General features: G+C 42.0%; 18 protein-coding genes and 1 pseudogene. 13 read left to right on the top strand and 6 right to left on the bottom strand.

Annotated elements, in window-relative coordinates; genetic code table 11:
* Nucleotides 1-180 precede the first annotated feature (180 nt).
* Nucleotides 181-1,443: a cytochrome P450, cyclodipeptide synthase-associated gene (locus KZ793_RS19500; RefSeq protein ID WP_225816839.1), complete on the bottom strand. Its 1,263-nt coding sequence runs from the start codon at nucleotides 1,441-1,443 to the stop codon at nucleotides 181-183.
* 85 nt (nucleotides 1,444-1,528) lie between these two features.
* Nucleotides 1,529-2,299 carry a tRNA-dependent cyclodipeptide synthase gene (locus tag KZ793_RS19495; RefSeq protein WP_225816838.1) on the bottom strand — a complete coding sequence of 257 codons (771 nt, stop codon included), beginning with the start codon at nucleotides 2,297-2,299 and terminating at the stop codon, nucleotides 1,529-1,531.
* Between the two features lie 778 nt (nucleotides 2,300-3,077).
* On the opposite strand from KZ793_RS19495, the pseudogene KZ793_RS19490 reads away from it, so the two are divergent.
* The 11 genes and pseudogenes from KZ793_RS19490 to KZ793_RS19440 form a co-directional block, all read left to right on the top strand.
* Nucleotides 3,078-3,311, top strand: a pseudogene (locus tag KZ793_RS19490) (adenine phosphoribosyltransferase); the annotation flags it as partial.
* 44 nt (nucleotides 3,312-3,355) lie between these two features.
* Entirely contained in the window at nucleotides 3,356-4,276 is a 921-nt protein-coding gene (locus KZ793_RS19485; protein WP_225816836.1) for an EamA family transporter, read from the top strand.
* Between the two features lie 926 nt (nucleotides 4,277-5,202).
* A complete protein-coding gene (gene dppA / locus KZ793_RS19480) occupies nucleotides 5,203-6,810 on the top strand; it encodes a dipeptide ABC transporter periplasmic-binding protein DppA (RefSeq protein WP_225816835.1) in 1,608 nt (535 codons plus the stop codon).
* 213 nt (nucleotides 6,811-7,023) lie between these two features.
* Nucleotides 7,024-8,043 carry a dipeptide ABC transporter permease DppB gene (gene dppB, locus KZ793_RS19475; protein ID WP_118985249.1) on the top strand — a complete coding sequence of 340 codons (1,020 nt, stop codon included), beginning with the start codon at nucleotides 7,024-7,026 and terminating at the stop codon, nucleotides 8,041-8,043.
* Nucleotides 8,044-8,053: 10 nt separating this feature from the next.
* The gene (dppC, locus tag KZ793_RS19470) at nucleotides 8,054-8,953 is read left to right on the top strand and encodes a dipeptide ABC transporter permease DppC (protein WP_225816834.1); all 900 of its coding nucleotides are present in this window, start codon (nucleotides 8,054-8,056) and stop codon (nucleotides 8,951-8,953) included.
* Between the two features lie 12 nt (nucleotides 8,954-8,965).
* Nucleotides 8,966-9,946, top strand: a complete 981-nt coding sequence (dppD, locus tag KZ793_RS19465) for a dipeptide ABC transporter ATP-binding protein (RefSeq protein ID WP_225816833.1) — start codon at nucleotides 8,966-8,968, stop codon at nucleotides 9,944-9,946.
* Nucleotides 9,943-10,962: a dipeptide ABC transporter ATP-binding subunit DppF gene (dppF, locus tag KZ793_RS19460; protein WP_225816832.1), complete on the top strand. Its 1,020-nt coding sequence runs from the start codon at nucleotides 9,943-9,945 to the stop codon at nucleotides 10,960-10,962. Before dppD ends, dppF begins: the two co-directional genes overlap by 4 nt.
* Before the next feature lie 273 nt (nucleotides 10,963-11,235).
* Nucleotides 11,236-12,207, top strand: a complete 972-nt coding sequence (locus KZ793_RS19455; RefSeq protein ID WP_225816831.1) for an isopenicillin N synthase family dioxygenase — start codon at nucleotides 11,236-11,238, stop codon at nucleotides 12,205-12,207.
* A 33-nt stretch (nucleotides 12,208-12,240) separates the two neighbouring features.
* Entirely contained in the window at nucleotides 12,241-12,981 is a 741-nt protein-coding gene (locus KZ793_RS19450; protein WP_225816830.1) for a tRNA-dependent cyclodipeptide synthase, read from the top strand.
* Nucleotides 12,982-13,163: 182 nt separating this feature from the next.
* Complete coding sequence (locus KZ793_RS19445; RefSeq protein WP_225816829.1) at nucleotides 13,164-14,684, top strand: MFS transporter; 1,521 nt, start codon at nucleotides 13,164-13,166, stop codon at nucleotides 14,682-14,684.
* 55 nt (nucleotides 14,685-14,739) lie between these two features.
* Nucleotides 14,740-16,383 carry an OPT/YSL family transporter gene (locus KZ793_RS19440; protein ID WP_225816828.1) on the top strand — a complete coding sequence of 548 codons (1,644 nt, stop codon included), beginning with the start codon at nucleotides 14,740-14,742 and terminating at the stop codon, nucleotides 16,381-16,383.
* A gap of 7 nt (nucleotides 16,384-16,390) precedes the next feature.
* On the opposite strand, the gene KZ793_RS19435 is transcribed toward KZ793_RS19440, so the two are convergent.
* The gene (locus KZ793_RS19435) at nucleotides 16,391-17,416 is read right to left on the bottom strand and encodes an AraC family transcriptional regulator (protein ID WP_225816827.1); all 1,026 of its coding nucleotides are present in this window, start codon (nucleotides 17,414-17,416) and stop codon (nucleotides 16,391-16,393) included.
* 546 nt (nucleotides 17,417-17,962) lie between these two features.
* On the opposite strand from KZ793_RS19435, the gene KZ793_RS19430 reads away from it, so the two are divergent.
* Both KZ793_RS19430 and KZ793_RS19425 read left to right on the top strand, forming a co-directional pair.
* Nucleotides 17,963-18,670 (top strand): HAMP domain-containing protein, encoded by a 708-nt coding sequence (locus tag KZ793_RS19430; protein WP_118985298.1) that lies wholly within the window; start codon nucleotides 17,963-17,965, stop codon nucleotides 18,668-18,670.
* 178 nt (nucleotides 18,671-18,848) lie between these two features.
* A complete protein-coding gene (locus KZ793_RS19425) occupies nucleotides 18,849-20,339 on the top strand; it encodes an insulinase family protein (RefSeq protein WP_225816826.1) in 1,491 nt (496 codons plus the stop codon).
* 42 nt (nucleotides 20,340-20,381) lie between these two features.
* Here the strand turns inward: KZ793_RS19425 and KZ793_RS19420 are convergent, their stop codons facing one another.
* The 3 genes from KZ793_RS19420 to KZ793_RS19410 all read right to left on the bottom strand — a co-directional run bounded on the left by KZ793_RS19420 (nucleotide 20,382) and on the right by KZ793_RS19410 (nucleotide 26,578).
* Nucleotides 20,382-20,588 carry a 2-hydroxymuconate tautomerase family protein gene (locus tag KZ793_RS19420; RefSeq protein ID WP_046395265.1) on the bottom strand — a complete coding sequence of 69 codons (207 nt, stop codon included), beginning with the start codon at nucleotides 20,586-20,588 and terminating at the stop codon, nucleotides 20,382-20,384.
* A 56-nt stretch (nucleotides 20,589-20,644) separates the two neighbouring features.
* A complete protein-coding gene (gene yhjD / locus KZ793_RS19415) occupies nucleotides 20,645-21,637 on the bottom strand; it encodes an inner membrane protein YhjD (RefSeq protein WP_225816825.1) in 993 nt (330 codons plus the stop codon).
* A 498-nt stretch (nucleotides 21,638-22,135) separates the two neighbouring features.
* A complete protein-coding gene (locus KZ793_RS19410) occupies nucleotides 22,136-26,578 on the bottom strand; it encodes a hemagglutinin repeat-containing protein (protein ID WP_225816824.1) in 4,443 nt (1,480 codons plus the stop codon).
* Nucleotides 26,579-26,599 lie beyond the last annotated feature (21 nt).

Raw genomic sequence — 26,599 nt, 5'->3', positions numbered from 1 at the left:
CTGACTATTTTAAGGGATGCCTACTTCCGGCATCCCTTTGAACAGTATCTCAGATGGATATTCTGAACTATTTCATACAAGCCTGATGTTTTTCCAGAACTACCACATATTCACCATTATGTCACTGCACTGTATAGCTGACAGTGTTCTTTGTTATACCGCAGCATGAAATTTATGTTTCTATTCCATTGTCGCCATAGTGATTTTCAGATCAGAGCAACTATTCCCTGAAGTAGACGATATTATTGGATCAAAACTCAAAAGGAGTTTGGAAGGTCCTCGTGTATATACGCCTATTTCTTGATAATGATAGTTATCAGCAAAACGTAAATTGTGTAGGTGATCCAAAATAATATTGGATGAAACTTCCAACTGACTGAGTGCAAATGCAGCCGCCATACAAGCATGAGTGCCTGCACCAAAAGCTAAATGTCTCTTTCGATTTGTTTTCTGTTGCGAAGTTGTATTCTTTCTTCGATATAGATCAAATTCATTTGGTTTGTGAAAAACCGATGGATCACGATTAGCTGCACCAATCATACAAAATACTAAAGCGCCTTTGGGAATATCGATACCGGAAATGGTGATATCTTCATCCGCTTCTCTTGGAATTAACTGTACTGGTGGCGTCAGACGTAAGGTTTCTTCAAATGCATCTCGAACTAGACTGCGATTTTTAACCACTGCCTCAAGCATATTCGGATTAGATATTAAATGATTAAGCATCATTGCTAATATCTTGTCAGCAGGTTCTATAGCTGCTAATAGGATGTTTAAACACAGTGCTGTAATTTCACTTATGGACATCTCTGTATCTTGACAGAATATAGATATAATATCCCCATTGGGATTACACCGTCTCCTCTGTTCTACTATAGGATTTAGTAAGCGAATCAATTTCTGACCACATTCAAGGCTGTGTATTTTTTCTGGCTCTGTTTGGTCAAACTGGGTAACAAAATTGGTGATACCCTTGTGCCATTCAGCTATGTCACGATAGTTATCACTTGGCAATCCAAGAATATCTAATGTCACTAATACGGCGTAATCTCGGCCAAAATCATTAACAATATCTATATTCCCTTTTTCTAGATGAGGTTGTAAGAGATCTTCAGTAATCTTTCGAATCATGGGTTCGTAGTGACTATTAAAATGATCTCTTGAAAGCCCTTGCATCATGAGTTTTCGTTTACACGTATGTTCTTTATCTTCCATTTGAATAAGAACGCGATCCCCCATAACCGATTCCGGTTCAGTTAATGGCTTCGTCTTGAAAATTGAGGATTTTAAAATAGCGTCAACGTCCTCATATTTGCCAATAAAATAGCCGTTTCGAGATTGATCAAAATAAACTAAATCTTGCTTATGCAAGATGTTGTAAAAATCGTAAGGGTTTTTTATAAATTTTGGATCTTGAATGCTGAAAGAACTTAATTGAGCCATTATTTTGCTTCCTTTCTAAGGATATTTAGTACTAAGAGCCTATTAATTTTAAACACAGTTACTATCTCATCAGGTTCTTTGTTTTTTATAATTGAGTGACGATTCCGTAACTTTGTTTATCTCCTACTTGTATAGGATAACTACCATTAAACAACCCTTTTCCGATTGGCCAAGGGCGGTGATAGAGCAACGTAGAATACTTTACCCCAAGTAATCGAGGGGTATCGAGGTAAAAGGGAATTTCAGCAAAAATATATGGTAACGCTTTATATACTAATTGTAGGTCAATTTGACCAAAATATTGCCCAGTACCTTTTAGTCGCCCTTTTATGGCTTGAAAAGACATATCAAGGCAGATTTTTTTAAAAGATTCTGATTCATTGAAAGCATTTTCAATTTGCGTTTTAAGAGATTGATAATCATGGTTTAGTGCAAAGTCGCTAAATTGAATAACTCTGATGGGCTTACTTTTTGACGTTGCTATGGAAATAACATAATCAAGGTTACGTAAATGACGTCTAATTTCGCGATGTGTTTTCTTGATAGCTTTAGCATCATCAATTCCACTAGCGACTAAAAGGCGTGAAGCTTCACGTTCACAAGGTAACAATATGTCGACTTGTCGGAAATAATGATTTGACCACTGAATAAGATCCACAACATAGTCCTTTGAAAAACGCGAGTTGAAGGGGCTTATCCCTACTAGTGCATGATCACCTCTCTGAATAATTTGGTCACAACGAGAGGTTTCACCTTGGACAGTAAATGATGCTGAATTCTCGTGTAGCCATGCTGAATGGACTGATAATATTTGATTATTCGTTTCTTTTAAGCATTTTTTTTCAGTAGATAACATTTCGATTGACTTTCCATTTTTTAATGTAATCCTGCATAAGCCTGATATAAATTTTTTAATTTTTATATAGATTTATTATATATCCATTAAAATATTTATACATAAATTTGATCTAACTTAATCTCGTAAAAATGTCAAAAACTATCGAAAGTCAGAGTTAGATAAACCGCATTTCGAACCGATAGATGAATTGATGTTAAATGAGTCTTTACCCGTTTTGGCTACTGTTAAAAAAGTGAGACGAAAATCGGGTATAAAAATGCATTGTCACCCTTGGGAATAGATAGCATTCTCTAATAAGAAGGTTGTTCGGATAACAACGCTTAATGCTGTATTTTTAACTTTACATCAACATGCTTCGCCATATTAGTCAGGCGGCGATTTTATTTGAGTATACCGACAGATATTCTGTTCATATGGCTAAATTAATGGCAAGAGCCTGTAACTATTTTTCGTCCGTAAACTTATAGGCTTTGGTAGATAAATTAAATACTTAAAAAACAAATAATTAAAAAAAGGTGGATTAGAGTAATAATATCATAGTAAAAAATAACATTTAATTACTATCAATGATATTTAATTCATTCATCTGAGAAATATATCTCATTCATTGAATGACTTGTTTGAAAAAATATAAGAATGGTGTATGAATATTATCTTCTATAAACATTGAATGGAATATAACTGTGAAATTAAGTGATATAGGTAACATGCTTTTACTCGAAATTAATAAATTTAGAATAAACGGTAGTCGAGTATTTTCGAAGTGTGAATGTCACTGGCAACAGCTATCTCTCTCTTTACAGGAATACCATTAGCAATGGCTGGATGGTATCCCTATTGTTTGAATGAGATGAATAATACTGTTGTACAGATCAGTTCTGAACATTTTGCAGGAAAAATGGATCTCAATGGTATTAAGTTGGGTGATTGCGTCTCTATTATTGATGATACGTTAAGTATAGGAAGTGAGGAGATTAAAGATAAATTTGCAATAATAAAAGCAGTTCAATATCGGAAATTTAATTTTTGGAATAAGAAAATAATAGGTGATATATGTCTTCATATAATGGCGTAATATATGGGGTTATTTTTTGCCTCATCAGTGCAGCATTTGATGTGTTTGTTGCGTATTTAACGCAATCGATAAATTCAGCGATTGTTATCTTTTATTGCTTTATATCATCTACTTTATTATTTATGATGATAAGTATTTTCAAAGGGATTGATCAATTAATTGTGAAGGTCCGTAAGAACACCTTATTGGTGTTAATTGTTAATGTCTCAATTCTATTAAATTGGGGGGGATTAATCATTTCTCTGCGTTTTCTTGAGCCTGCAATAGTGGGTGTCGCTTCAGTGGCTTGCGGTCCTGCGATAACAATCCTCCTCTCATCTTTTATCGATAAAGACGAGGCAAAAACAGAAAAATTGGAAGTTGTCATATCCTGGTTAGTTCTCATTGGGGTAGGTGTGATGCTGGTAAATGCATTTTTAGGAAATAGTGGATTATCATCAACCTCAATTCAGGATAGGATTATTGGCATTGTGAGTGTGATAATCGGTGCTATAGGAACGGTATTATACACGATTTTTTCTAAGAAGTTATTCAAGGAGAAGTGGCAAACATATGAGATATTGTCTGTTAGAAGTATTTTAATGGTGATACTTTCATTTTGTTATATTTCACTATCCGGTGTTTCTCTTACACTGAATATCGATATGATTCTTCCGATGTTTATTCTTGTTACTGTCGGACACTTGCTTCCAATCTATCTTGTACTGAAGGCAATTAATGCCATTACCCCCCTTCATGTTTCTTTGTTATTTCTGCTAATACCTGTATTTACGATTCTTTTTCAATATCTTGATTCACGTATAGCGTTTTCTATTGAAAGTTTGATTGCAGCTTCGGTTATAGTTTCTTTGTTAACTATTCTTGGTTTAAGTAAGATAAGAAAAGACAAAAGGGCATAATGAGGTATAAATAGATGGAATATTACGACCGATAATAGCTAAATTAACAACAGATTTAGGGTAAATTAGTGATACCGTTATGTCTATTATTGAACTGGGGAATTTTTACAAGGCTATAAAGAGAGAGGCTTATAAACTCATTAAGCACGTCTATAATGTATGTCTAATTAATCACTGTCTTGGTTTATTCACCGATAATAATTTTATGGCGGAATTAAGAAAATTACCTTCTTTCTATGAAGTTGTTTTTTATATGATGAAATTAGAATAATTAAAGATGTCTTTGGCCAATCTGGAGCGGTTTATTTAGCACATTATGATAAGGATGTTATCCAGCAAGATGACGGAAAAATTAGGGGAATTGAAAAATTGGGTGGTTATTTGAAATCTATATAGCATTATAGAGACTGGATAATGGCAATGGTCGTTAATTTACTAGTTAATCATTAGTGAAACCAGAAGTGATGAAAACGTAGATAAACTAGTAACAGGTTTTTGTATGTATTTATATTATTAATGTTATACTTATTTGATTAACCTTTCAGGTGCCGATTTTATTCGGCACACAGCATTTTATACCAGTTATCATCTTTTCTAGTGAAATAATCGTTTACTAATTAATCAAACAACCACAAATTTTGCCCCACAGATTAATAGTGATTAATACTGTTGCTATGGGCTTTTTATGGTCTTTTTGTCTATAAAATGTGCTCGTTGTCATATTTTTGTGCTAACTATGTTAATTATTAGTTTCCTTTGTGTTTTCCTGTTGTTTATGACATCTGTTGAGATCTTATTGACGCAAGAGACAACAGTTGTTTAATTGATAAGCTGAAAATAATAAACAAAGCCTAAACAGCGCAGTTTCTGACAGGAAGTGCAGGTTCTGGCTGTATACAACAACATCACAAATGGAGTGCAAGAAAATGACAACTTTCTCTAAAAGAGCGAAGTTATTGAAGCTAGGGGTCAGCTTAGTTGCATTGGTAGTAACCGCCAGCGTTCAGGCAAAAACATTGGTTTACTGTTCCGAAGGCTCACCGGAAGGCTTTAATCCGCAACTGTTCACTGCTGGCACAACTTATGATGCTAGCTCCAGACCGTTGTATAACCGTTTGGTTGAGTTCAAAACAGGTGCGACAGAAATTACCCCGAGTCTGGCGGAAAAATGGGATATTAGTGATGACGCTAAAGTTTACATTTTTCATTTGCGTAAAGGGGTTAAGTGGCACAGCAATAAAGAATTTAAACCTACCCGTGACTTCAATGCAGATGATGTGATCTACTCTTTCATGCGCCAAAAAGATACAAACCACCCATACTATAAGGTTTCAGGCGGCAGCTATGAATATTTCATCGGTATGGGTATGAGTGAGATGATCAATAAGGTTGAAAAAATAGATGATTATACGGTCCGGATTGAACTGAGTCGCCCGGAAGCTCCATTCTTGGCTGATTTGGGGATGGATTTCGCCTCTATTATGTCCGCGGAATATGCAGATAAGATGATGAAAGCCGGTACACCGGAGAATGTCGATCTGAATCCAATTGGTACCGGTCCATTCCAGTTGCTTCAATATCAGAAAGATTCCCGCATCTTGTATAAAGCGTTTAAAGAATATTGGGGGGATAAAGCCAAAGTTGACCGGCTGGTCTTCTCTATTACCCCTGATGCTTCTGTGCGTTATGCAAAACTACAGAAAAATGAATGTCAGATCATGCCATATCCAAATCCGGCGGATATTGCTCGCATGAAGCAGGACAAAAATATCGTTCTGCTGGAACAGCCTGGTATGAATGTTGGCTATGTTTCATTCAATGTCACCAAAAAACCACTGGATAATGTCAAGGTTCGCCAGGCGTTGGCTATAGCGGTTAATAAAAAAGCTATCATTGATGCGGTTTATCAAGGAGCGGGCCAGATGGCTAAGAATCTGATTCCGCCAACTATGTGGGGTTATAACAATGATATTAAAGATTATTCATATGATCCGGAAAAGGCGAAACAGCTACTAAAAGAAGCAGGGATGGAAAGTGGCTTTACCATTGATCTATGGGCAATGCCGGTACAGCGTCCGTATAACCCAAATGCCCGTCGTATGGCTGAAATGGTCCAGGCTGATTGGGCAAAAATTGGTGTTAAGGCCAAAATTGTCAGCTATGAATGGGGCGAATATTTGAAGCGAGCTAAAGATGGTGAGCATCAAATTGTCATGATGGGTTGGACGGGGGACAATGGTGATCCGGATAACTTCTTCGCAACCTTGTTTAGCTGCGCGGCCAAAGAGCGAGGTTCTAACTACTCTAAATGGTGTTACAAACCGTTTGAAAACGTTATCCAACCAGCACGAATAGTTGCTGATCACGCCAAACGTATCGAGCTTTACAAACAGGCGCAGGTTGTGATGCACGAACAGGTCCCGGCACTGATTGTGGCTCATTCCACAGTGTATGAACCTATTCGTAAAGAAGTTAAAGGTTATGTCGTTGATCCTCTGGGTAGACATCTTTTCAATAACGTGTATCTCGAATAATTCTGTTCTTACTTTGTTGTGATACGCCATCTTCCTGATTTTTAATCGAAGATGGTGGTTTTCTCCAAACAGTTATAACCGGTGGAAAACGAACAAGAAAAGTTGAGGAAAGGCGTTTATTGAATTGTGAGCCAAAGGGGGAAAGTCCTCCCCCTTATCAAGCCAAACGGCCTGAGAGCTGTAACCGGCATTTAAAAAAAGAGAGTTCGGGATATGTTGCAGTTCATACTCCGACGTCTGGGGTTGGTAATCCCAACGTTTATTGGCATTACTTTACTGACTTTTGCTTTTGTCCATATGATCCCCGGAGACCCGGTGACCATTATGGCCGGGGAACGTGGAATATCTGCTGAGCGGTATGCTCAATTAATGGCTGAAATGGGGCTGGATAAGCCACTCTGGCAGCAATACTTTCATTATGTAAGTAATGTGTTGCATGGTGATCTTGGTGTCTCCATGAAAAGTCGTATCTCTGTGTGGGAAGAGTTTGTTCCCCGTTTCAAGGCAACTCTTGAACTGGGGATATGCGCCATGCTGTTTGCTATTGCTGTCGGTATTCCGGTTGGTGTATTAGCGGCGGTAAAACGTGGTTCTGTTTTTGATCATACTTCGATAGGGCTTTCTCTGACCGGATACTCTATGCCGATCTTCTGGTGGGGGATCATGTTGATCATGCTGGTTTCTGTCCAGTTGGATCTGACGCCGGTGTCCGGGCGGATAAGTGATAGTGTTTTCCTTGATGACAGTCATCCGCTGACGGGTTTTATGCTGCTCGACACCCTGTTCTGGGGTGAAGAAGGTAATTTCAAAGATGCCGTGATGCATATGATCTTACCTGCCATTGTCCTGGGAACGATTCCTCTGGCGGTGATTGTCCGTATGACCCGCTCTTCTATGTTGGAAGTATTAGGTGAAGATTATATCCGTACTGCCCGCGCAAAAGGTTTGAGCCGCATCCGTGTGATAGTGGTTCATGCGTTGCGCAATGCGCTGCTGCCGGTTGTGACCGTTATCGGCTTGCAGGTGGGCATTATGCTGGCGGGGGCGATCCTGACTGAAACTATCTTCTCTTGGCCGGGGCTTGGACGCTGGCTGATCGATGCCCTTCAACGCCGAGATTATCCGGTGGTTCAGGGCGGCGTATTACTGGTGGCGATTATGATCATCTTGGTTAACCTGATAGTTGACTTGCTATACGGCATCGTTAACCCGCGTATCCGGCATAAGAAATAGGGAGCACATTATGTCTCAAGTGACTGAGCCTGCAAACAGTGCGCCTAAGATTATGACGCCGATGCAGGAGTTCTGGTATTACTTTAAGCGCAATAAAGGAGCTGTGGTTGGTCTGGTTTATATTGTGCTGATGTTATTAGTTGCTCTGTTGGCGGGAGTACTCGCCCCACACAGCGCGGCTGAACAGTTCCGTGATTCTTTACTGACACCACCAGTATGGCAGGAAGGGGGAAGTTGGCAGTTTATTCTGGGTACTGATGATGTTGGACGTGATTTACTTTCACGTCTGATGTACGGCGCCCGGCTATCACTGCTGGTAGGTTGTCTGGTAGTGGTATTATCCCTGTTGATGGGGGTTGTTCTGGGCGTGATGGCGGGTTATTTCGGTGGTGTGGTGGATATTATCATCATGCGTATCGTTGATATTATGCTGGCATTGCCAAGCCTGCTGCTGGCTTTGGTGCTGGTGGCGATATTTGGGCCATCCATTGTCAATGCTTCACTGGCGTTGACTTTTGTATCCCTGCCACATTACATCCGTTTAACTCGCGCTGCGGTGTTGGTAGAAGTTAACCGTGACTATGTGACGGCTTCACAGGTGGCGGGAGCGGGTTCTGTGCGCCAGATGTTTATCAATATCCTGCCTAACTGTCTGGCGCCGCTGATTGTGCAGGCTTCTCTGGGTTTTTCTAATGCTATTCTTGATATGGCTGCTTTGGGGTTTCTGGGGATGGGGGCGCAGCCACCCACGCCAGAATGGGGAACAATGCTGTCTGATGTATTGCAGTTTGCACAAAGTGCCTGGTGGGTGGTGACATTCCCGGGGGTGGCAATTCTGCTGACAGTGTTGGCGTTTAACCTGATGGGTGATGGTTTGCGTGATGCGCTTGATCCTAAGCTCAAGCAGTAGTGAGGTGGCGAAATGGCACTGTTGAATGTAGAAAAATTATCGGTTCACTTCGGAGACGAAGAGGCACCATTCCGCGCTGTTGATCGCATCAGTTACCGGGTGGAGCAGGGACAGGTCGTTGGTATTGTTGGAGAATCTGGTTCAGGTAAATCGGTCAGTTCATTGGCTATAATGGGATTGATTGATTATCCGGGTAGAGTGATGGCTGACAAACTGGAATTTAACCAGCGTGATCTGACCAAAATTTCCGAACAAGAGCGTCGCCAACTGGTTGGTGCGGAAGTGGCAATGATCTTCCAAGATCCTATGACTAGCTTGAATCCCTGTTATACCGTTGGGTTTCAGATTATGGAAGCACTGAAAGTGCACCAAGGTGGCAATCGTCGTACTCGCCGCCAGCGGTCGATTGATCTATTGACCTTGGTTGGTATCCCTGATCCTGCATCACGTTTGGATGTGTATCCGCACCAATTATCGGGTGGTATGAGTCAACGGGTAATGATCGCAATGGCGATTGCCTGCCGACCAAAATTACTGATTGCTGATGAGCCGACAACCGCTTTGGATGTCACCATTCAGGCGCAGGTTATTGAACTGTTGTTGGAGTTGCAACAACGGGAAAATATGGCGCTAATATTAATCACCCATGACCTGGCATTAGTGGCAGAAGCCGCTCATCATATTATCGTGATGTATGCTGGGCAGGTGGTGGAATCCGCCAAGGCATCGGAAATCTTCCGGGCGCCACGTCATCCGTATACTCAGGCGTTGCTCCGGGCATTACCTGAATTTGCTACGGATAAATCCCGTCTTGCTTCTTTACCGGGTGTTGTGCCGGGGAAATATGACCGGCCGATCGGGTGTTTACTGAATCCACGTTGTCCATATGCAAATGACCATTGTCGTCAGGTGGAACCGGAATTAAGAACGGTAGGGGAACGTCAGGTGAAATGCCATATACCGTTGGATGATGCGGGGAGGCCGACAATATGAGTGAGTATCTTTATCCGGCGCGGCAAATATCCACTGTGCCGTTATTAAAAGCGACAGATCTGAAAAAATATTATCCGATTAAAGGGGGGCTCTTTTCACCTGCTAGAACGGTAAAAGCGTTGGATGGCGTCTCTTTCGAATTGGAAAAGGGGAAAACGCTGGCGGTTGTTGGTGAATCGGGGTGTGGTAAATCCACGCTGGGGCGATTGCTGACGATGATTGAAAAGCCAACCGACGGGGAGCTTTATTATCAGGGACAAGATTTGCTGGTGCCAAATAAAGACGCTGAAAAGCTACGTCGTCAGAAAATCCAGATTGTGTTTCAAAATCCTTATGGTTCACTTAATCCGCGTAAGAAAGTTGGGCAGATCCTGGAAGAGCCTCTGCGGATCAATACCAAGTTGAGCGCACAGGAACGTAAAGAAAAAGTGTTGCAGATGATGGAAAAAGTGGGGCTAAAAACTGAACACTACAGCCGTTATCCGCACATGTTCTCTGGTGGTCAACGTCAGCGGATTGCGATTGCCCGTGGCCTAATGTTGGACCCGGATGTGGTCATTGCGGATGAACCGGTTTCCGCGTTGGATGTCTCGGTGCGGGCACAGGTGTTGAACCTGATGATGGACTTACAACAAGAGTTGGGGCTCTCTTATGTCTTTATTTCCCATGACTTGTCTGTGGTTGAACATATTGCTGATGAAGTGATGGTGATGTACCTCGGTCGTTGCGTGGAAAAAGGCAGTAAGGAGATGATTTTTCGTAACCCACGTCATCCCTACACACAGGCGTTATTATCAGCAACACCAAGGCTGAATCCTGAATTACGCCGTGAACGGATAAAATTGACCGGCGAATTACCAAGCCCAATGAATCCACCACCCGGTTGTGCATTTGCGGCGCGTTGTTGCCGGGCACTTAGCGTTTGTACTCAGTTTCAGCCAAAACTGAATCAATATGATGATCAACTGATTGCCTGTTTTGCGGTTGATCAGGATGAAAGTGTTGCGGTGGAATAATTGGTTAAGCTAATAACTTTTAAGGATGGCGGGTAGGTTGAACCATCCTTAATTTCCTATAATAGCGTTTGTATAAACGCTATTTTCTTGCTGATTTCTCCTTTCAAATGCGAACTGCGGCAACTCATTCATTACACGTATAAAAATCCCTTATGGGATGAAATGTCCATTTTATGGGATGGAATGCTTACCCTGTAAATATTCTTATGATTTATATTCTAAAGAAGAGAATTCATCATTATTTGACATTAAGTTATCAGGGAGAGTCATGATATGAAAAGTTTTGAGAAAATACCTCATATTGACCTTGCGCCAATATTTACCCATACAGATACGGGATTATTGTCAGTTGCTGATCAAGTTCGCCAAATATATACAAATGTGGGGTTTGCTTACCTTGTTAATCACGGCATATCAGAAGATTTAGTACAAGCTACTTTTCAGGCAGCAAGAGATTTCCACAATCTACCACTGAATAAAAAATTAAAAATTCGTCAAAATAAGTTCTTTCGGGGTTATATGCCTAGGAGCACATCTCGATTTGAATTATCTACTTTGGAAAAAGCAAGTAAGCCAAATCAAAGTGAGGCATTTATTATTGCTAATGAAGTATCGGAGGAAAGTGAAGACTTTAAACTAGAACAAAATTTAGCTGGCCCAAATCAATGGCCTGAAGATATGCCGGAATTCAAGGAGACGATCACGACATACTATCAATCTATGCAGGCTTTGGCTAAACGGATGGTACAAGTTTTTGCAATGGCGTTCGGCCTGAGCCTCAATGCATTAGATAATTATTTCAGGGAACCGACTATTTTCTTGAGGCTTCAATATTACCCGGAACAGCCAAACATCATTCCTGAAGACCAGTATGGCATTGCCCCGCATACGGATTATGGATTTTTGACCTTATTAGCACAAGATACAATTGGGGGACTGCAAGTCAAAAATCAAGAGGGAGAATGGATTGATGTTCCACCTGAACCGGGTTCTTTTATCCTAAATAGCGGAGATATGATCAAATGGATGACTAACGATAACTTTATTTCTACTCCCCATCGGGTAATAAATCGCTCTGGAAAGAAACGATATGCTATCCCTTTCTTTTTTGAGCCAAGTATGCACGCTCAAATCGCGCCATTAGATATATTTAGGGATGCGGATAATCCGGCAAAATATCCTCATATTGAGTATGCAGATCATCTTATGACGAGAATAAAGTCAAATTACACTATTGGTGCTTAGGGAATAATAAAGCTTCAATTTGGAGGCAAGAATATGGCTAGTTACACATTCTTTTCAAAAGCTGCATTCAATTTTGATAAAGAAAAAACGGCCTTGTTGGGTAGCAAGGTCATCTTACTTATCAGTGTCGGCCAAAAATATCACGAAGGCGATAAACTCGCAGCAACCATTGATCTGATTAATAAGAGTGGGTTTTCTTCATGCACAATCGCGGTAGCTGATACCTTACAGCGGCATAATTACCTGGGAATGAGTTATGAAGCAGCCTATCGTTTTACATATGAATTGGGTACTTCCTGGATCGCTCGAAATTCTGAAGTGCTCGCCGCCCTCTCGATTCCCAACAATATTCTCCGCTGGGATGAGGCTTTAAACGATATGTCATATTTGGCATTTCGAGAAGATATAGAAGGATTATATGCCAATGATCCGGCCTATAAAGAGGCAATTAACGAAACCATAGGCATATTCATTGATCGAATGGTAAAGCGGGACCCAAGTATTGATACCGCCCAGGCGTTCATACGTTGTTTCAATTATCTTATGGAAGAATGTCCCATAATCATGCCGATTTGGGCAGCTAAAGGCTACGATTTCGTCATTTACCCACAACCAATGACTGTGGCTATGAATGCGACATGCGAGCGTTTCGTTGTTGAAAAATATCCTGGAAAAGAACGCTGGTTATCTCTACGCTTTAAGAAGCGGTCTATACCAAATTTTCTTAATAATGCATTCCTTCAGGAAGACGCGATTCATTGTATGGTGGAATAAATCAAAAAGACATGAAACATCAGTAACCTGATAGATATGAAATAACTAAGGAAGATAAGGTCATAGTCTGTCATTCCAGGAAATTCCCGGCACATGCTAATGCTAAGCTAATATTCAAGCTTGTTTCAATGAGGTTCCGGGAATTTTTTAGATGAACTACTGAATAGAGTGGAGGCTATTTGATGATTTTTTTCTCAGAGAATCACAGAAAGTGGTGGGTTTTGACTGGTGTGAGTATTGCGAGCTTTCTTGGTTGTATTGACTTTACTATCGTCAACACGGCTATGCCCGCAATAAGAGCTGATCTTCATGCTACAGTGGCTGAGCTCCAGTGGATTATCAATATTTTTCTCTTGGCACTATCGGCTTTCATGGTTGTGATGGGGCGTATGGCTGATATCTATGGTCGTCGACGCATACTTTACCTTGGCGTCATATGTTTCGGACTCGCATCACTCGGTGCTGGGCTCGTTACAAATATAAACTGGCTTATCGCTTTTCGATTTGCTCAGGGGGTATCTTGCGCGGTCTTATACACAGCCTCTGGTGCCATAGTTTCTAATGCTTTCCCTGAGGAGGAGCGTGGAAAAGGTATCGGTTTGCTCTTTGGGGTTAATGGACTTGGACTGGCAATTGGTCCAGTAATAGGAGGAATCATTGTCAGCACTCTGGGTTGGCGTTGGATTTTCCTGATAAACGTTCCATTGATTGTTTTAAGCCTATTAATCTGTGCGGTGAGCGTCAAAGAATCCAGAAATAAGGAACAAGGGACCACGTTAGACTGGGGGGGATTGATTTTTTTGATTACGGGCCTGTCGGCTTGCATTGCTGTATTAAGCTTAGGTAGTGAATGGGGTTGGCTGTCATTCCCCACGCTAGGTCTTTTAATAATATCGGTCATAGCGTTGGTCATATTTTATCATATTGAGCAACGGGTCTCTTCGCCGATCATTCAGCTCCATCTGTTTAAAAACCGGACTTTCATTGGTGCGGCTATAGCCAATGCTGCCTTGGCCTTTTTTTACTGTTTGGCTTTTTTCCTGATGCCTCTGTACCTATACACGATAAAATCTCTCCAGGGATATCAGATAGGCATGATGTTGCTGCCTACTACAGCAATGGTCGCTCTTCTTTCACCGATTGTTGGCCGGCTTACTGACCGAATGGGAGTCAAAATAATACTCGTCAGCGGCTTTTTATTTTTTGCTATTTCAGCGTTCCTTCAGACACTCTTTTCCGAATACAGCAGTCTATTCAGTATTGCTATTGCGTTTACGTTTATGGGTATTGGTTGGGCTTGTGTATTGGGGCCATCCACAGTGGCAGCACTTTCATCTGTGCCGGAACGTATGGGAGCGGTTGCTATGGGGTCGTCGTGGACGGTGCATAATATTGGCGGGGCCGTAGGGCTTGCTTTTGGTTTGCTACTTTATCAGGAAGTTGCTACCAGCAGTTTATTACTCAAGTTAGGCACGTTTGGCGTGGCTCCTGGCCAATGGGTGGAGAAAGTTATCGCTGAACCAGACGGGGCTCTTTCAGCTTTGCATCAGCATGCGGGTCTTGACTTGGCGGATGCATTGAATGTTTTTCATACGTTCTTTATTGAAGGATACCATGCGGCAATGTGGTTGTTGTTAGTCATCTCCCTCTCAGTTTTGTGTATCCTTTGGATGACATTGAAACGGCAACAGTCGAAAAAATAGGCGTTACAGAGAGACAGAAATTATTACCAACTTTGAAAATTAGGAGAATAGCACCGTGAGGAAAGAACAAAGCCATCAACGTATGACGAATGTTTCATCATCTCATCCTCGGGTGTTTTCTCCATTAATGTTAGTTGTATTGATTCTGGTAAGTTTTCTCGGATCGATAATTGGTATCCAAACACTTGTCACTCTGGGTGTCACACCAAGCACGTCTATCATTGGTGCTCTGGTTGCTATGGCTATTGCACGGCTCCCAATCTATCAATTCACACTTTTCCGTTCTGTTCATGCACAAAATTTAGTGCAAACCAGTATGTCCTCTGCCACTTTTGGGGCTGCCATCAGCCTTCTTGCCCCGCTTGGTATCGCGCACGTCATGGAGATGCCTGAACTCATTATGCCGATACTGGTAGGGATAAGTTTGGCTATGTTGTGGGATGCTTTCCTACTATATCGTATGTTTGACTCTCCGGTATTTCCAGCATCAGGCGCTTGGCCCCTTGGGATGGCTACCGCTGAAGTGATCAAAACCACTGATCGCGGTGGTTATCGGACGATCACATTAATTTGTGGGGTGATAAGTGGGTTTATCGGCAGTTTTTTAGGTTTGCCAATGTCGGCTGCTGGTATTGCTTTTATCGGGGGCTTTGCGGCTATGCTGTCATTCGCGGCTGGACTGCTATTGGCTCCCTGTCTCTATATTGTGTTTGCATTGGATATCAGTCTCCTGAGAATGCCTGAAGGGATTTTGGTTGGTGCTGGTATGGTAGCAGTTTTGCAAATTGGCCTTTCCATGTACAAGCGGAAGAAGACACATATCACTATCCCCACCGGTTGTCATCAACATCAGATTGATCAGTCTGGTACCTCATCTTTTCGGGCTTTACTCGGTATCGGTAGTTTGGGCTATCTACTTTTGGCTATGATACTTGCTCTAGGGACGGGGCTGTTTGAACAACTTAGTTTACCTATGTTGATTGGATTTGTTGTATTTGGCACGATCTCAGCGTTACTTCATGAGCTCATCGTGGGAATCGCAGCCATGAACACCGGGTGGATGCCTGCGTTTGGTGTAGCTCTACTATCATTGGTGATTGGTATCTGGATCGGCTTTCCAGTAAAGGCTTTGGTCGTATTAACAGCATTTACATCGGCAACTGGGCCTGCATTTGCTGATATGGGCTACGACCTTAAAGCAGGATACATATTGAGAGGTGATAATCGTGATCCCATATTTGAGCAAAGAGGACGGCGAGAACAAATGATCGCAGGCATGCTAGGTTTTGGCATAGCGATTATAGCTGTTCTACTGACCTGGCATGATTTGTTCGCTCGTAACCTGTTTGCCCCAGTCAATTTGGCTTATGCTGCGGCTATTAAAACAAGTATAGATCAAAGCAACTTCATGAATTTCGCCGGTTGGGTGATACTGGGCGCACTACTACAAGTTATTGGTGGCACTCGAGGCCAATTAGGTATCATGCTTGCAACAGGACTATTGATAGCTAAACCTACTGTTGGCTGGATGGTTCTCCTTGGGTTGATTTGTCGTTTATGGGTAAAACGAAAGTATCGCAACCACCCTTCCCACGGACTGGAGTCTTTCGCGGGCGGGATGATTGCAGGAGATGCTCTTTGTAGCATCATGTTAAGCACCCATTCACCCACAGTGGGGCAGAGCACAGACAAACATTAATCAACAATCAACGAGACCGTAGCCAAAAATCGTCACTAGGCTTCAAGACAGATGAATCTTCATCAGTAGGAAGAACTATTCTTTTCGTTTCGCTTGGAGAATAGCTAAACTTCCTCTTATAGGCACGCGCAAATTGAACAGGGCTACTGAACCCATACTGATAAGCCAAGTCAGCAATACGTTGACGTGGGGTGATTTGGGAACTCAGAATTGAATGAACTTTAGATAAACGTCGTGAACAAATGTAACTTGCTACACCGCCTACCGTTTCGAAGAGCCGATATAAATGACTCCTGGAGATACCGATTTGTTCACAAATCTGGTTAACGTTTAGTTTATTTGAATTAAGATTTTGATCAATATAGTGTCTGATCCTGTTGAATAAAGTCGTGTCAATTGCGGTTTGTGCCTGAATAATATTATCTGGGGTCGCAGAAAGCATTGCATTCAGGAAGCCCAAAGTCGCTTGCATAACCTGTGGCATATCGTTCTTAGGCAAGTGGGGAGCATGCAGAAATAGTGCTCTAATATGTTCTGCAAAAAGCTGTCCCAGGCTGTGATTTAAGACTGCTCCATGGAAATTAGCCGTTGTTGTCGGAAGAAGATCGCGAGGAACCATCAACATGATGACCTCACCTTCGGCGATGCTCAAATTATAGGGTTGACCTAAATCGATAACAGCCAATTGTGAAGGTCTTACCTTAGTTTGGTGGCTAGTATCATTATAAATCCACGAATCAGAAAGGCTAAGGCGAAAATAATAATGGTCAAGATTATCCTTGCGAATCTTGTCTAATGAGCGATAAGCAAAGTTATTGATTGTACTCTCGCGCTTGCTAAGGAAACGCCAACGTCCAAGCATCAGCTCGCCTATATGCATCCCGCAGAAATTAGCATCTAAGATAATAATTTCACGCATTTTTAGCGAAATACTATGATGCTGATGCTCTTCTCGCCAAGCATCAAACCGTTCAGCTTTAGAATAGGAAAGTGCTGAAAAACGATAGGGGTATAAATCTTCAAGATCACTCATACACATCATCCTTTCACACAAGGTTAATAGTGTCATGCTGAGGAGTCAGGACATACAGTGAATGACTGTGGTTAATATATGCTTCTCTGAAATTAGGTGCATACAATAGAATATAGTATAAATTCAAACTTTCATTACGTTTTGCTTAATGATGTTGTGTATGCAGTTAGTTAAATCACGACGACATCACTATTAGGAATGTGTCTTGGACAGAGTCATTAAGGGTGGATTGCCAGGAAAAAACAAGTAGCTTGGCTTGATACTTTTCTTCGTGTAATGCGAAAAGAGTGACTAATTTAAGTTTCTGATTGGTGGCTTGATTTCATCAGTGTTACACATTGTGGTCAAATTAGGCGCTTTTAAATAGGAAAATTGAATATTTATATGTTTTTCTAATAGTTACAGATAGCTATTAAAGGCAATTATTTTAGGAAAATAACGACTTGGATAAGTGAAACAGGATCGTTAGCGATAAAATCAAGTATACTCAATTCCATTGATCACGTGTTATAACTGCGATATCCACAGGCATTGGTTTAAGTGAAAATGAAATTGCGCGTCAAACGTTCGTTAACCATTAAACAGATGGCCGCAGTGACCGGCGTCACGCTGGTGACCATTGCTATTTTTATTACGATTCAATTGTGTCATTTTATACAGCAACGTAAAGATGATTATATCAGCCAGCTTAATAATGCGGCAGTTCAGGTACAGGCACCTTTAACGGAAGCGCTACTTAATTCCGATCTCAGTAAAGCAAAAGAGTTGCTGATAGGGCTGCGCACTGTAGGTATTTTAGGACGTGCAGATGTGGTGTTACCGGAGGATATCCGGGTGATACGATTGAGCTTTGCTACCCATCGTCCAATCCCCGAACTGGCTAAACGTGTTTTTGGGATCCCTGTGGAAGTGAGTATTCCTCTTCATGTTTATGGTTCAGTATCGACAGATGCTAAACCGCTAGGGCATCTGATTTTGCAAGTGGATTCCAACCGAGTATATCGTTTTGTCATTAATACGTTGGCACTGATGCTGACAACTTATTTATTACTGGCCCTTATCCTTACGGTGTCGATAAGCTGGTGTATTAACCGGATTATTGTGCACCCATTACGTGACATTGCACGGGATCTTAATAACGATCAATCATCAGAGCCAATGGCTTGCCCTAAATACCATCAGGATGATGAATTGGGTATGCTGATCAGGGGATATAATCGTCAATTTGATAAGCATAAACCTCCGTCATCATGAAACCATCCGTGGCGGTTTGAGGTCTAATCCTCTGTTATAATCCTGACAGGATTTCACCTGCTAAAATTCAGGTTTTTGCTTTTTCTACCGTTATTATTGGTCGAAGGGAACATATTCTGTCATCAATGGTTAAAACTTCGAAGGCTAAAACCAAGGATAGACATCTATAGGGGTTCACATGCAGGGTACGAAAATTCGTTATTTGATTGGTGGGATAATGCTGGCAGTTGCGGGCCAGACGCAGGCAGAAGCCTTGCAGCCTGACCCTGCCTGGAAACAAGGTAAACTGGAAAATGGCTTTAACTGGCAAATTTTGCAGACGCCACAACGTCCTAACGACAGAATACAGTTGCGCCTGGTAGTGAAAACAGGGTCGCTGGCGGAGAAAACCCAACAAGCGGGTTATACCTGGTTGATTCCGAAAGTCGTGCTCTTTAGTAGTAAAAGTTTATCTTCTACCAAATTGGAGCAGCTGTGGAACAGTGCTATTGATCCAAAATACCCACTGCCTCCGGCTATTGTTTCATATGATTTCACACTTTATAGCTTGAGCTTGCCACATAATCGGCCTGAATTATTAAAAGACGCGCTGAACTGGTTGGCTGATGCCGCGGGCAAAGCAGTATTTACACCCGAAACACTACAACATGCCATGAAAATGGCTGATACATCCGTCGCAACCTATCCTCCAGACATACAAGATCCCGTGTGGCGTAGACGTTTGGAAGGTTCAACGCTGTTAGGGCACGATCCGGCACAAAACGCGCCTCAACCTATTGATTTAGAGAAGCTTAAGCAATTTTACCGGCAGTGGTATACCCCTGATATGATGACGTTATACGTTGCGGGCCATGTAGATAGCCGTACTCTGCCGGAAAATATCAACCAAGCGTTTTCATCATTGAAAGGTAAACGCCATACCCCGGCCACTGTTGCAGCGTTGTCACCCATGAAACCGGAGACCATAGGGATTATCAGCGATAAAAAGAAGGAAGATACTTTATCCTTGATTTGGGATCTCAATTGGCAGCCGATTAATGATTCACATGTGATTAATCACTATTGGATCAGTGATATTACCCGCGAGGCACTTTATCGCTATCTGCAACTTGGGCTGGAAAGAAGAAATGATAAAGCATTGAAATTGGGGCTGGATTGTAAAGTCCAGTATCATCGTGCGAGCTGTGCCCTGAATCTCAACACGACGGCAGGTAATCTGAAACCTGCAATGGAGTATCTGGCGGCTGAATTGGTCACACTACGGGATAAAGGATTGCCGAAGGGGCAGTTTGATGAGTTATATGCGCAAAAACAAGCACAGCTTAGCCAGTTATTTGCCATGTATGCTCATACCAGCACGGATATTCTGATTAATCAGCGTCTTTTGTCCCAACAGAGCAATGTGGTGGATATTGCCCCAGAACAGTATCAGCGCTTGAGGCAAGCATTTTTGGCTTCCTTGACACCTGAAATGCTTAATCGTGAATTGAAGCAGATCCTTTCACAAGAGGTGGCATTTATTCTGATTCAACCGAAAGGGGAAGCAGAAGTGGATGTAAACCAGCTAAGAAATGGTTTTAATCAGATTATGTCGCTGGAGTCACATAAGGATAAGGTTGATATTCCGGCACAACCACCGATATCTAAGTCCGAGGCAAAAGCCTCTTAAGGCAACAAAAGGGCGGATAATCCCGCCCTTCATCATCGGCGGTTACTTTTTAGCCTCAGCTCTAAGCTCAGTCACATTCTTACCGCCGATTCCCCAGTTATCAGTATCGACTTCATCAATAATGACAAAAGTTGTCGCCGGATTTTTTCCTAATACATCGACCAGTAACTGAGTAGCTCCTTCAATTAATTGCTTCTTTTGTTCTGCTGTAGCACCTTCACGGGTAATTCTGATATTGACAAATGGCATAAACAGCTCCTTTTCATTGGTTATTATTGTGGCAGACTTGCTCTGCCAAGGCACATTTATTCGGTATTTTTATAATTATTATCCGCAGTGGCTATCCAGGCAGCGCAGAATAGTGTTAAGCGGGCGAATAGGTAGAAAAATGTCATCAGACCAATAACAGATCCAAATGCGGCGCCGGAAGGGGAATTGGCGAGACGTGGTAACGTCATGGTCATAATATATTTGATCACTTCAAAGCCTATCGCTGCCATTAATGTCCCTCTTAATAGTGCCTTACGTTCTGGCTGGTGGCGAGGCAGCACCCAGAATAGCCATAGGAAAAGCAGATAGTTGGCTGAAATAGAAATAGCTAATCCAATCAGGAACCAAGATGGACGTAGCCACTCAATGCCATCTAACCCTAGCATCTTGACAATGGTTGCTTGGGCGGAGCCTGCAATAGAAGTCAGTGACAGCGTGATCACCAGCGCTAATAATAGCCCAATCAGAGAAATAGCATCACGAAGATATTTAAAATAGATTTTCTCGTTGTCTTCCTGATTTCGCACCCAGACAGGATGGAATTGGGCAAGAATGGCCTGACGTAAATTACTGACCCAATTCACCCCGGAATACAGCGCAATTGCTAAACCGGTTAATCCCACGGTAGTACGTTGTTTAATTGCTGTATCGACACTATTTTTCAGTGTATTGGCAAGAGTCGGATCACTAATACTGTTAGCGATGCCGTTAATCAGTTTTGCCAGCAAATCGGGATTAGAGGCCAGAATAAAACCGGCAATAGCGAAAGAGAGCATCAAAATTGGGATAAGCGATAAGAAGGAAAAATACGTTATTGCGGCGCCAAACTGATTACCCATCCGATCATTAAAGCGCAGCGTGGCACGGATAAAGTGAGCAATAATAGGAATATTGCGGATATAATTTCCTACTCTGACCGTCAGAGAAATCGCTTTTTTGCCGTGGTGAATGCCTTTCTCCAAAGGAGTTCTGGATAACCGTTTCGGCTGATGTTGAGTTGTTTCCTGTTTTTCTGCACACTTTGGCATGTATAGCCTCAAATAGTTACCTTGCATGAATATGAGTAATCTCATCATGACATATTTCTACGAGATAATTCCGTTGTCAAATCTAGGTCACTTGTCAAAGTGATATGCTACTAGCCTAACGAGGCGAGATTTTCCGGATGATATGAGAAATTATATAATAATGCTGGATAAATATGAGGTTGATATCCATGTTAATATTGAAACAATTATTAAGATAATTGAAATTAATACTTTTTGTGAGGTTTTTATCTTTTCGTGAGAGTAATTAAGATCCTCTGGTTTATATTCGCTTATCAATATATTAAATGCTCTGCTAATATTAACAGACATGCTTGCTAACGTAGTAACTAGCATTATTGCTATAGCGTAATCCACATTTGTTAATTCTTTAGCATTATGAAAAGAATATTAATATTATCAATGGTAATTATTGAAATGTTCGATATGCGTAGCAATAAAAAGATCCCTCATTTGAAGGATCTTTTATAAAAGTACAAATTAATCAGATTTACGATTAATTATTTCACCATTAGTTGTACTACTTTCGGTTTCATTACTATAAGTTTTCACCAAAGGTATTTTGCCGGATAATACACCTTCCTGAACTGCCTTAACAATTCCGCTCACAGAATCAGGTAATGCAACATTACCGCCTTTACTATTGTCATAGCCGGTAACAGATTGTTGCTCCACATTTTGGGTATTAAGAATGACATTACCTTTCTCGTTACCAATCTGTCCACCAATCAGATAGGTATTTCCTTTTACATCTAAATTAACCCCTTGATTACCGGAAATAACCGATTGTTCGCCGACATTTTCCCGCTCTTTAATATCAACATTGCCTTTAAGTTTACCTGTAACCCCATTAATACCTTTAATATTATTAAGACTATTAAATGCAGAGGTTAATCTTTCCTGCCATCCTTTTGGTTGTAGCTCTTCGGTTGGGTTTTTAGATGGATCATCTTTCAATACCTCATCTTTCGGCACATCGTCTTTAGAAGAATCATCTTGAGTTATCTCATCTTTAGGGATCTCGTCACTTTTTACTTTGGATTCTTTCGTGTAATTAATGCCAGCATCAACGCCGACATTTAACCCATGTTCAGTATCCTTACGGCTTTCAACTCGTAGATCACCACCAATATTACCTTTTACCTGATCCGCTTCTATCCGTGCTCCAGCAACTGTCGTATCACCGCCGCTGTTGATAACGACATTTTCACCTTTAATATGGCTATTACGTTGGGTTGTTGCTTGCAGGCGATCAATACCTACTTTGACTTCCCCGCCAAAGTTATGTTTGGTAGTGGTGGTTGTACTGTCATCTTCCGCTTTCTTGATCGAGCTTGCATTCCCCCCATTACCTTTCAGGTTAAATTCCCAACCATCGTTATTAATGCGATCCTGAGCAGATACCAGTTCAACATTACCTTGTTTAGCATTCAGGTCAATTTGTTTACCGTCCACCTTAGCCCCTTGCAATGTCAAATTATTGCCTGCACTCAGATTAACACCTTGCTTACCGCCAATTTCACTTACCTGAGCTGTGGTACTGTTTTTGCTATCTGTGTTGTAACCGCCGCCAAGACCGATATGAACATTCTTGCCCTCTGGCGAGTTTCCCCCTTTAGCTGATGCTTCTCCGTTATAACTGGTTGCTGTTTTAGTGGTGCTGTTAGTGGCGTTATCGAAACGGATATCACCTTTAGCATCTATGTTGGCTTTGCCTGAGCCAGCATTCAGAGAGGTACCCTGATATTCAGCATCCCGTTCGACACGGATATTAATATCATCCGCTGCGGTAATCCGGCTGGTTACTGCTGTGGTAGTCGCAGTATGGCTGCTTTGTGTGCCACCTTTGCCCTTACCATTTGCAGAAATATCTTCACCGGTGGTGGTATAAACACGTAGGTCAGCATTGCCGTTGGTTTCACTGTGGCTGCTTTGGTGGTGGTTTTGTGCTGCTTCACTGGTATGGTTACCGGCGGTTAATGTAACGTTACCCTTATCAGCACGATATTGAGTACCCTGATCATACAGCTCGCCATTGGTTTTAATGGCGATATCGCTGGCCTGAACAGAGGTTACAACCGCTTCGGACTTTCTGTTTGCGGTCTGGCTGCTACTGCCGTTGGCGGCAATATCCGCTCCGAAATTAGGTGTGCCTTTTTTGGTTAAAGTGCCATCCAGCGCAGACTTAGCCGGTTCTTTAACCACTTTCTCAATCGGGCGAGTGACAGCGCTATAATCTACGTTGACACCAATATCTGTACCAACCCGTAGTTTGCGATTGGCATTTGATTCCGTATTCGATACAGACAAATTGCTGACTTTGCCTGCCTCAGCAGTATAAGTGCCATTGACTTCATGCTTCGTCCCTTCCTGAACCAATTCACCGTTGGCTTTAATGTTCAAATTACCTGCGATTTGAGAACCGGAAACAACAGCGGTCGTACTGGTATGATTGCTGTTGTTTCCTTCATAACTACCATGAATGCCGGAACCGACTTTATCGATTCCTCCAGTAAGATAGGTACCAACGTACTTTTTACTCTGAGATTTCTCTTCGGATTTTTTATTATCCGCAGCTAACAGATGAACATTCGCACCGGTGATCTTAGCATCACCTGTAGTTGTCACCAGATTGGAACCACGCAGGGTGACATCTTTATCCGCATCAATAGTGATGCTACCTCCACTCAACGTGGAAGCTTGCTGTGTTATCGTCTGATTTTTTTGGCTGTTACTGGTATGTTCAATGCCTATGCCAGCACGATACTGCTTATCCCCCTTTGGTTGGAAGTGGCTTTGCAGATCCAGAGAACTATTTTGTTTATCAACCTGTTTCTGTTCACCGTAAGAGCTCACCTTGAGATTACCGGATGTGTTCAGGCTAAGCGCGCCGCTACTTTGCACCTGGCTGCCAATAATATTGATATCTTCATCACCGAGTAATTTGAGATCCGCTTCAGAAACCAATTCGCTGCCGTGAGATTTCTGTTGATGGCTATTGGTTCTTTTTGAGCTGTTAGTGATGTTAAGTACTGTGCCTGTTCGCTCATCGATTTTCTGATTGATATGGCTGACCGCATTATCGATGGTGACTTCACCACTATTAGCATGCACAAAAGCACCTTGGGCCGCTTTTACTTTACTGCCGGTAATCGCTATACCCTCATAACCTGATAGCAATAAACGTCCATTAGCCGTCAGTTCAGAGGCATGGCTGGTTTCTTTCAACTCACTATTGTCTTTATTCCCACCGCCCCCAATACCGCCCCAGTATCTTTTATCATCACGTACAGCACCGCTGTTAGCCGTTTTCTGAACATCAATTTGCAGTTGTTTACCGGCTTCCAGTGTCAAATTTTGACCTGCGTGGACTTTAGCTCCAAAAATCTCGGCTCGATTTCCGGCCTTAATATCAAGATTACGACCTGCTTGTAATTTACTGGCAATCAGGCGCTCGGTCTGTTGACTCTCTTCCCAACTTCCTGTCTGCAATTTAGCCGTATGATTTTTTTTGTAACCTTTTTCTGATGATGTTTCCATTTCAGTCAAGCCGGCAATTCGCACATCTTTTTTCGCTGTAATAGCCAGCTTATCGTTGGCATCTATTTGGCTGCCACGGATCTTAACGTCACCTTCAACGGCATTTAAATTCACATTCTGCCGGGCGGTTATCGTATTCCCTGCCTGATGCAGTTTTTCACTCTCCTGAGTCACCTCATGGCGCCATGAGTAACCCCGTTGGTTATCAATATTTTTAGTGGATTGCTTTAATTGTTGCCCATCTAAAGTCAGATTAGCGCCACTCAGATTCACATCATCACCTGTGATATCCGTGGCTGTAATCCGGTTATTACTGTTGGCGACCAATGAGATATTTTTGCCTGCTAGCTTGGTGCGGGAAAGTGACTGACTGCTTTTACTATCATTGACATAAGAACCGCCGAAATAGCTTTGGTAATTATTGCTACCATCACGGCTATATGCTGATTCGCTGACTTTACCTTTTACCTCAATATTATTGCCTGTAAGCTCAACATTTCCGCCTTGCAGGTGTGCCGCTTCTAAATTGAGATTTCCGTGGGAATTAACCATAATTTCATCACTGGCAGTAAGAGAACCTTGCAAATTAACTCCACTGCCTTTTGCGGTATTGAGTAGACGGATACGCCCGGCTTGCATACTACCGAGATAATAGCTATCCAGCACACCGGTTAACGTTTGCTGAAAATCAATGAGTTCTCCTGTGGCTGAGGTTTTATTTTCACCACTGATCGCATTAATCTCTTTTTGAGCGGTGACTGGGCCCCGGCTGTCAATTTTCGGCGCAATAAGATCAAGGATCGCGTTGGCGATTAAACCATCCGATTTAATTTTCAGGCTATTCTGATTGTTAAACGTACTGAAGCCTTGCAAATCACCTTGTTCTACCAATGGATTACCCACAACCAGAGAAGCGCGGTTAGTATTGATAAAACCACATCCATTACAGGTGATGCCATTCGGGTTTGCCAGTACATAATCTGCTGCTATACCAAACACCTCCTGCTGACCTAATAACAGGGAAGGGTTCCTGCTGATAACTTCATTCAGAATCAGGCTAGCGGCTTGACCATTTAAATTAGGGTTAGCGGCGAGCTGACCTGCTAATTGTGATTGCCCCTCCTTCATCGCATTATTTAGAACGACGCCCATCTGACCGACGTTGTAATCCAGATATTGGTTATGTGATAACCCGGAAGAGGAGGGTGTCACGATATTCACAACCGTTGCTTTACCTTCGGCAGCGAAAATATCGGGATGGTGTGCTGGATCACCACCACCAACGATTTCACTGGCAAAACTGGTGGAACAAGAGACAAGAATGATTGCCATAGAAGCGGCAAGCTTGCCGGTAGGGGATAACCTGAATTTTTTGTTTTTCATACATTAGTCTCTATATATTTA

Origin of the sequence: Photorhabdus antumapuensis (assembly GCF_020387775.1) — a bacterium.
GTDB classification, from domain to species: Bacteria; Pseudomonadota; Gammaproteobacteria; order Enterobacterales; family Enterobacteriaceae; genus Photorhabdus; species Photorhabdus antumapuensis.
The sequence above is the reverse complement of the archived record's forward strand: the minus strand, read 5'-3'. Positions and strand labels throughout refer to the sequence as shown.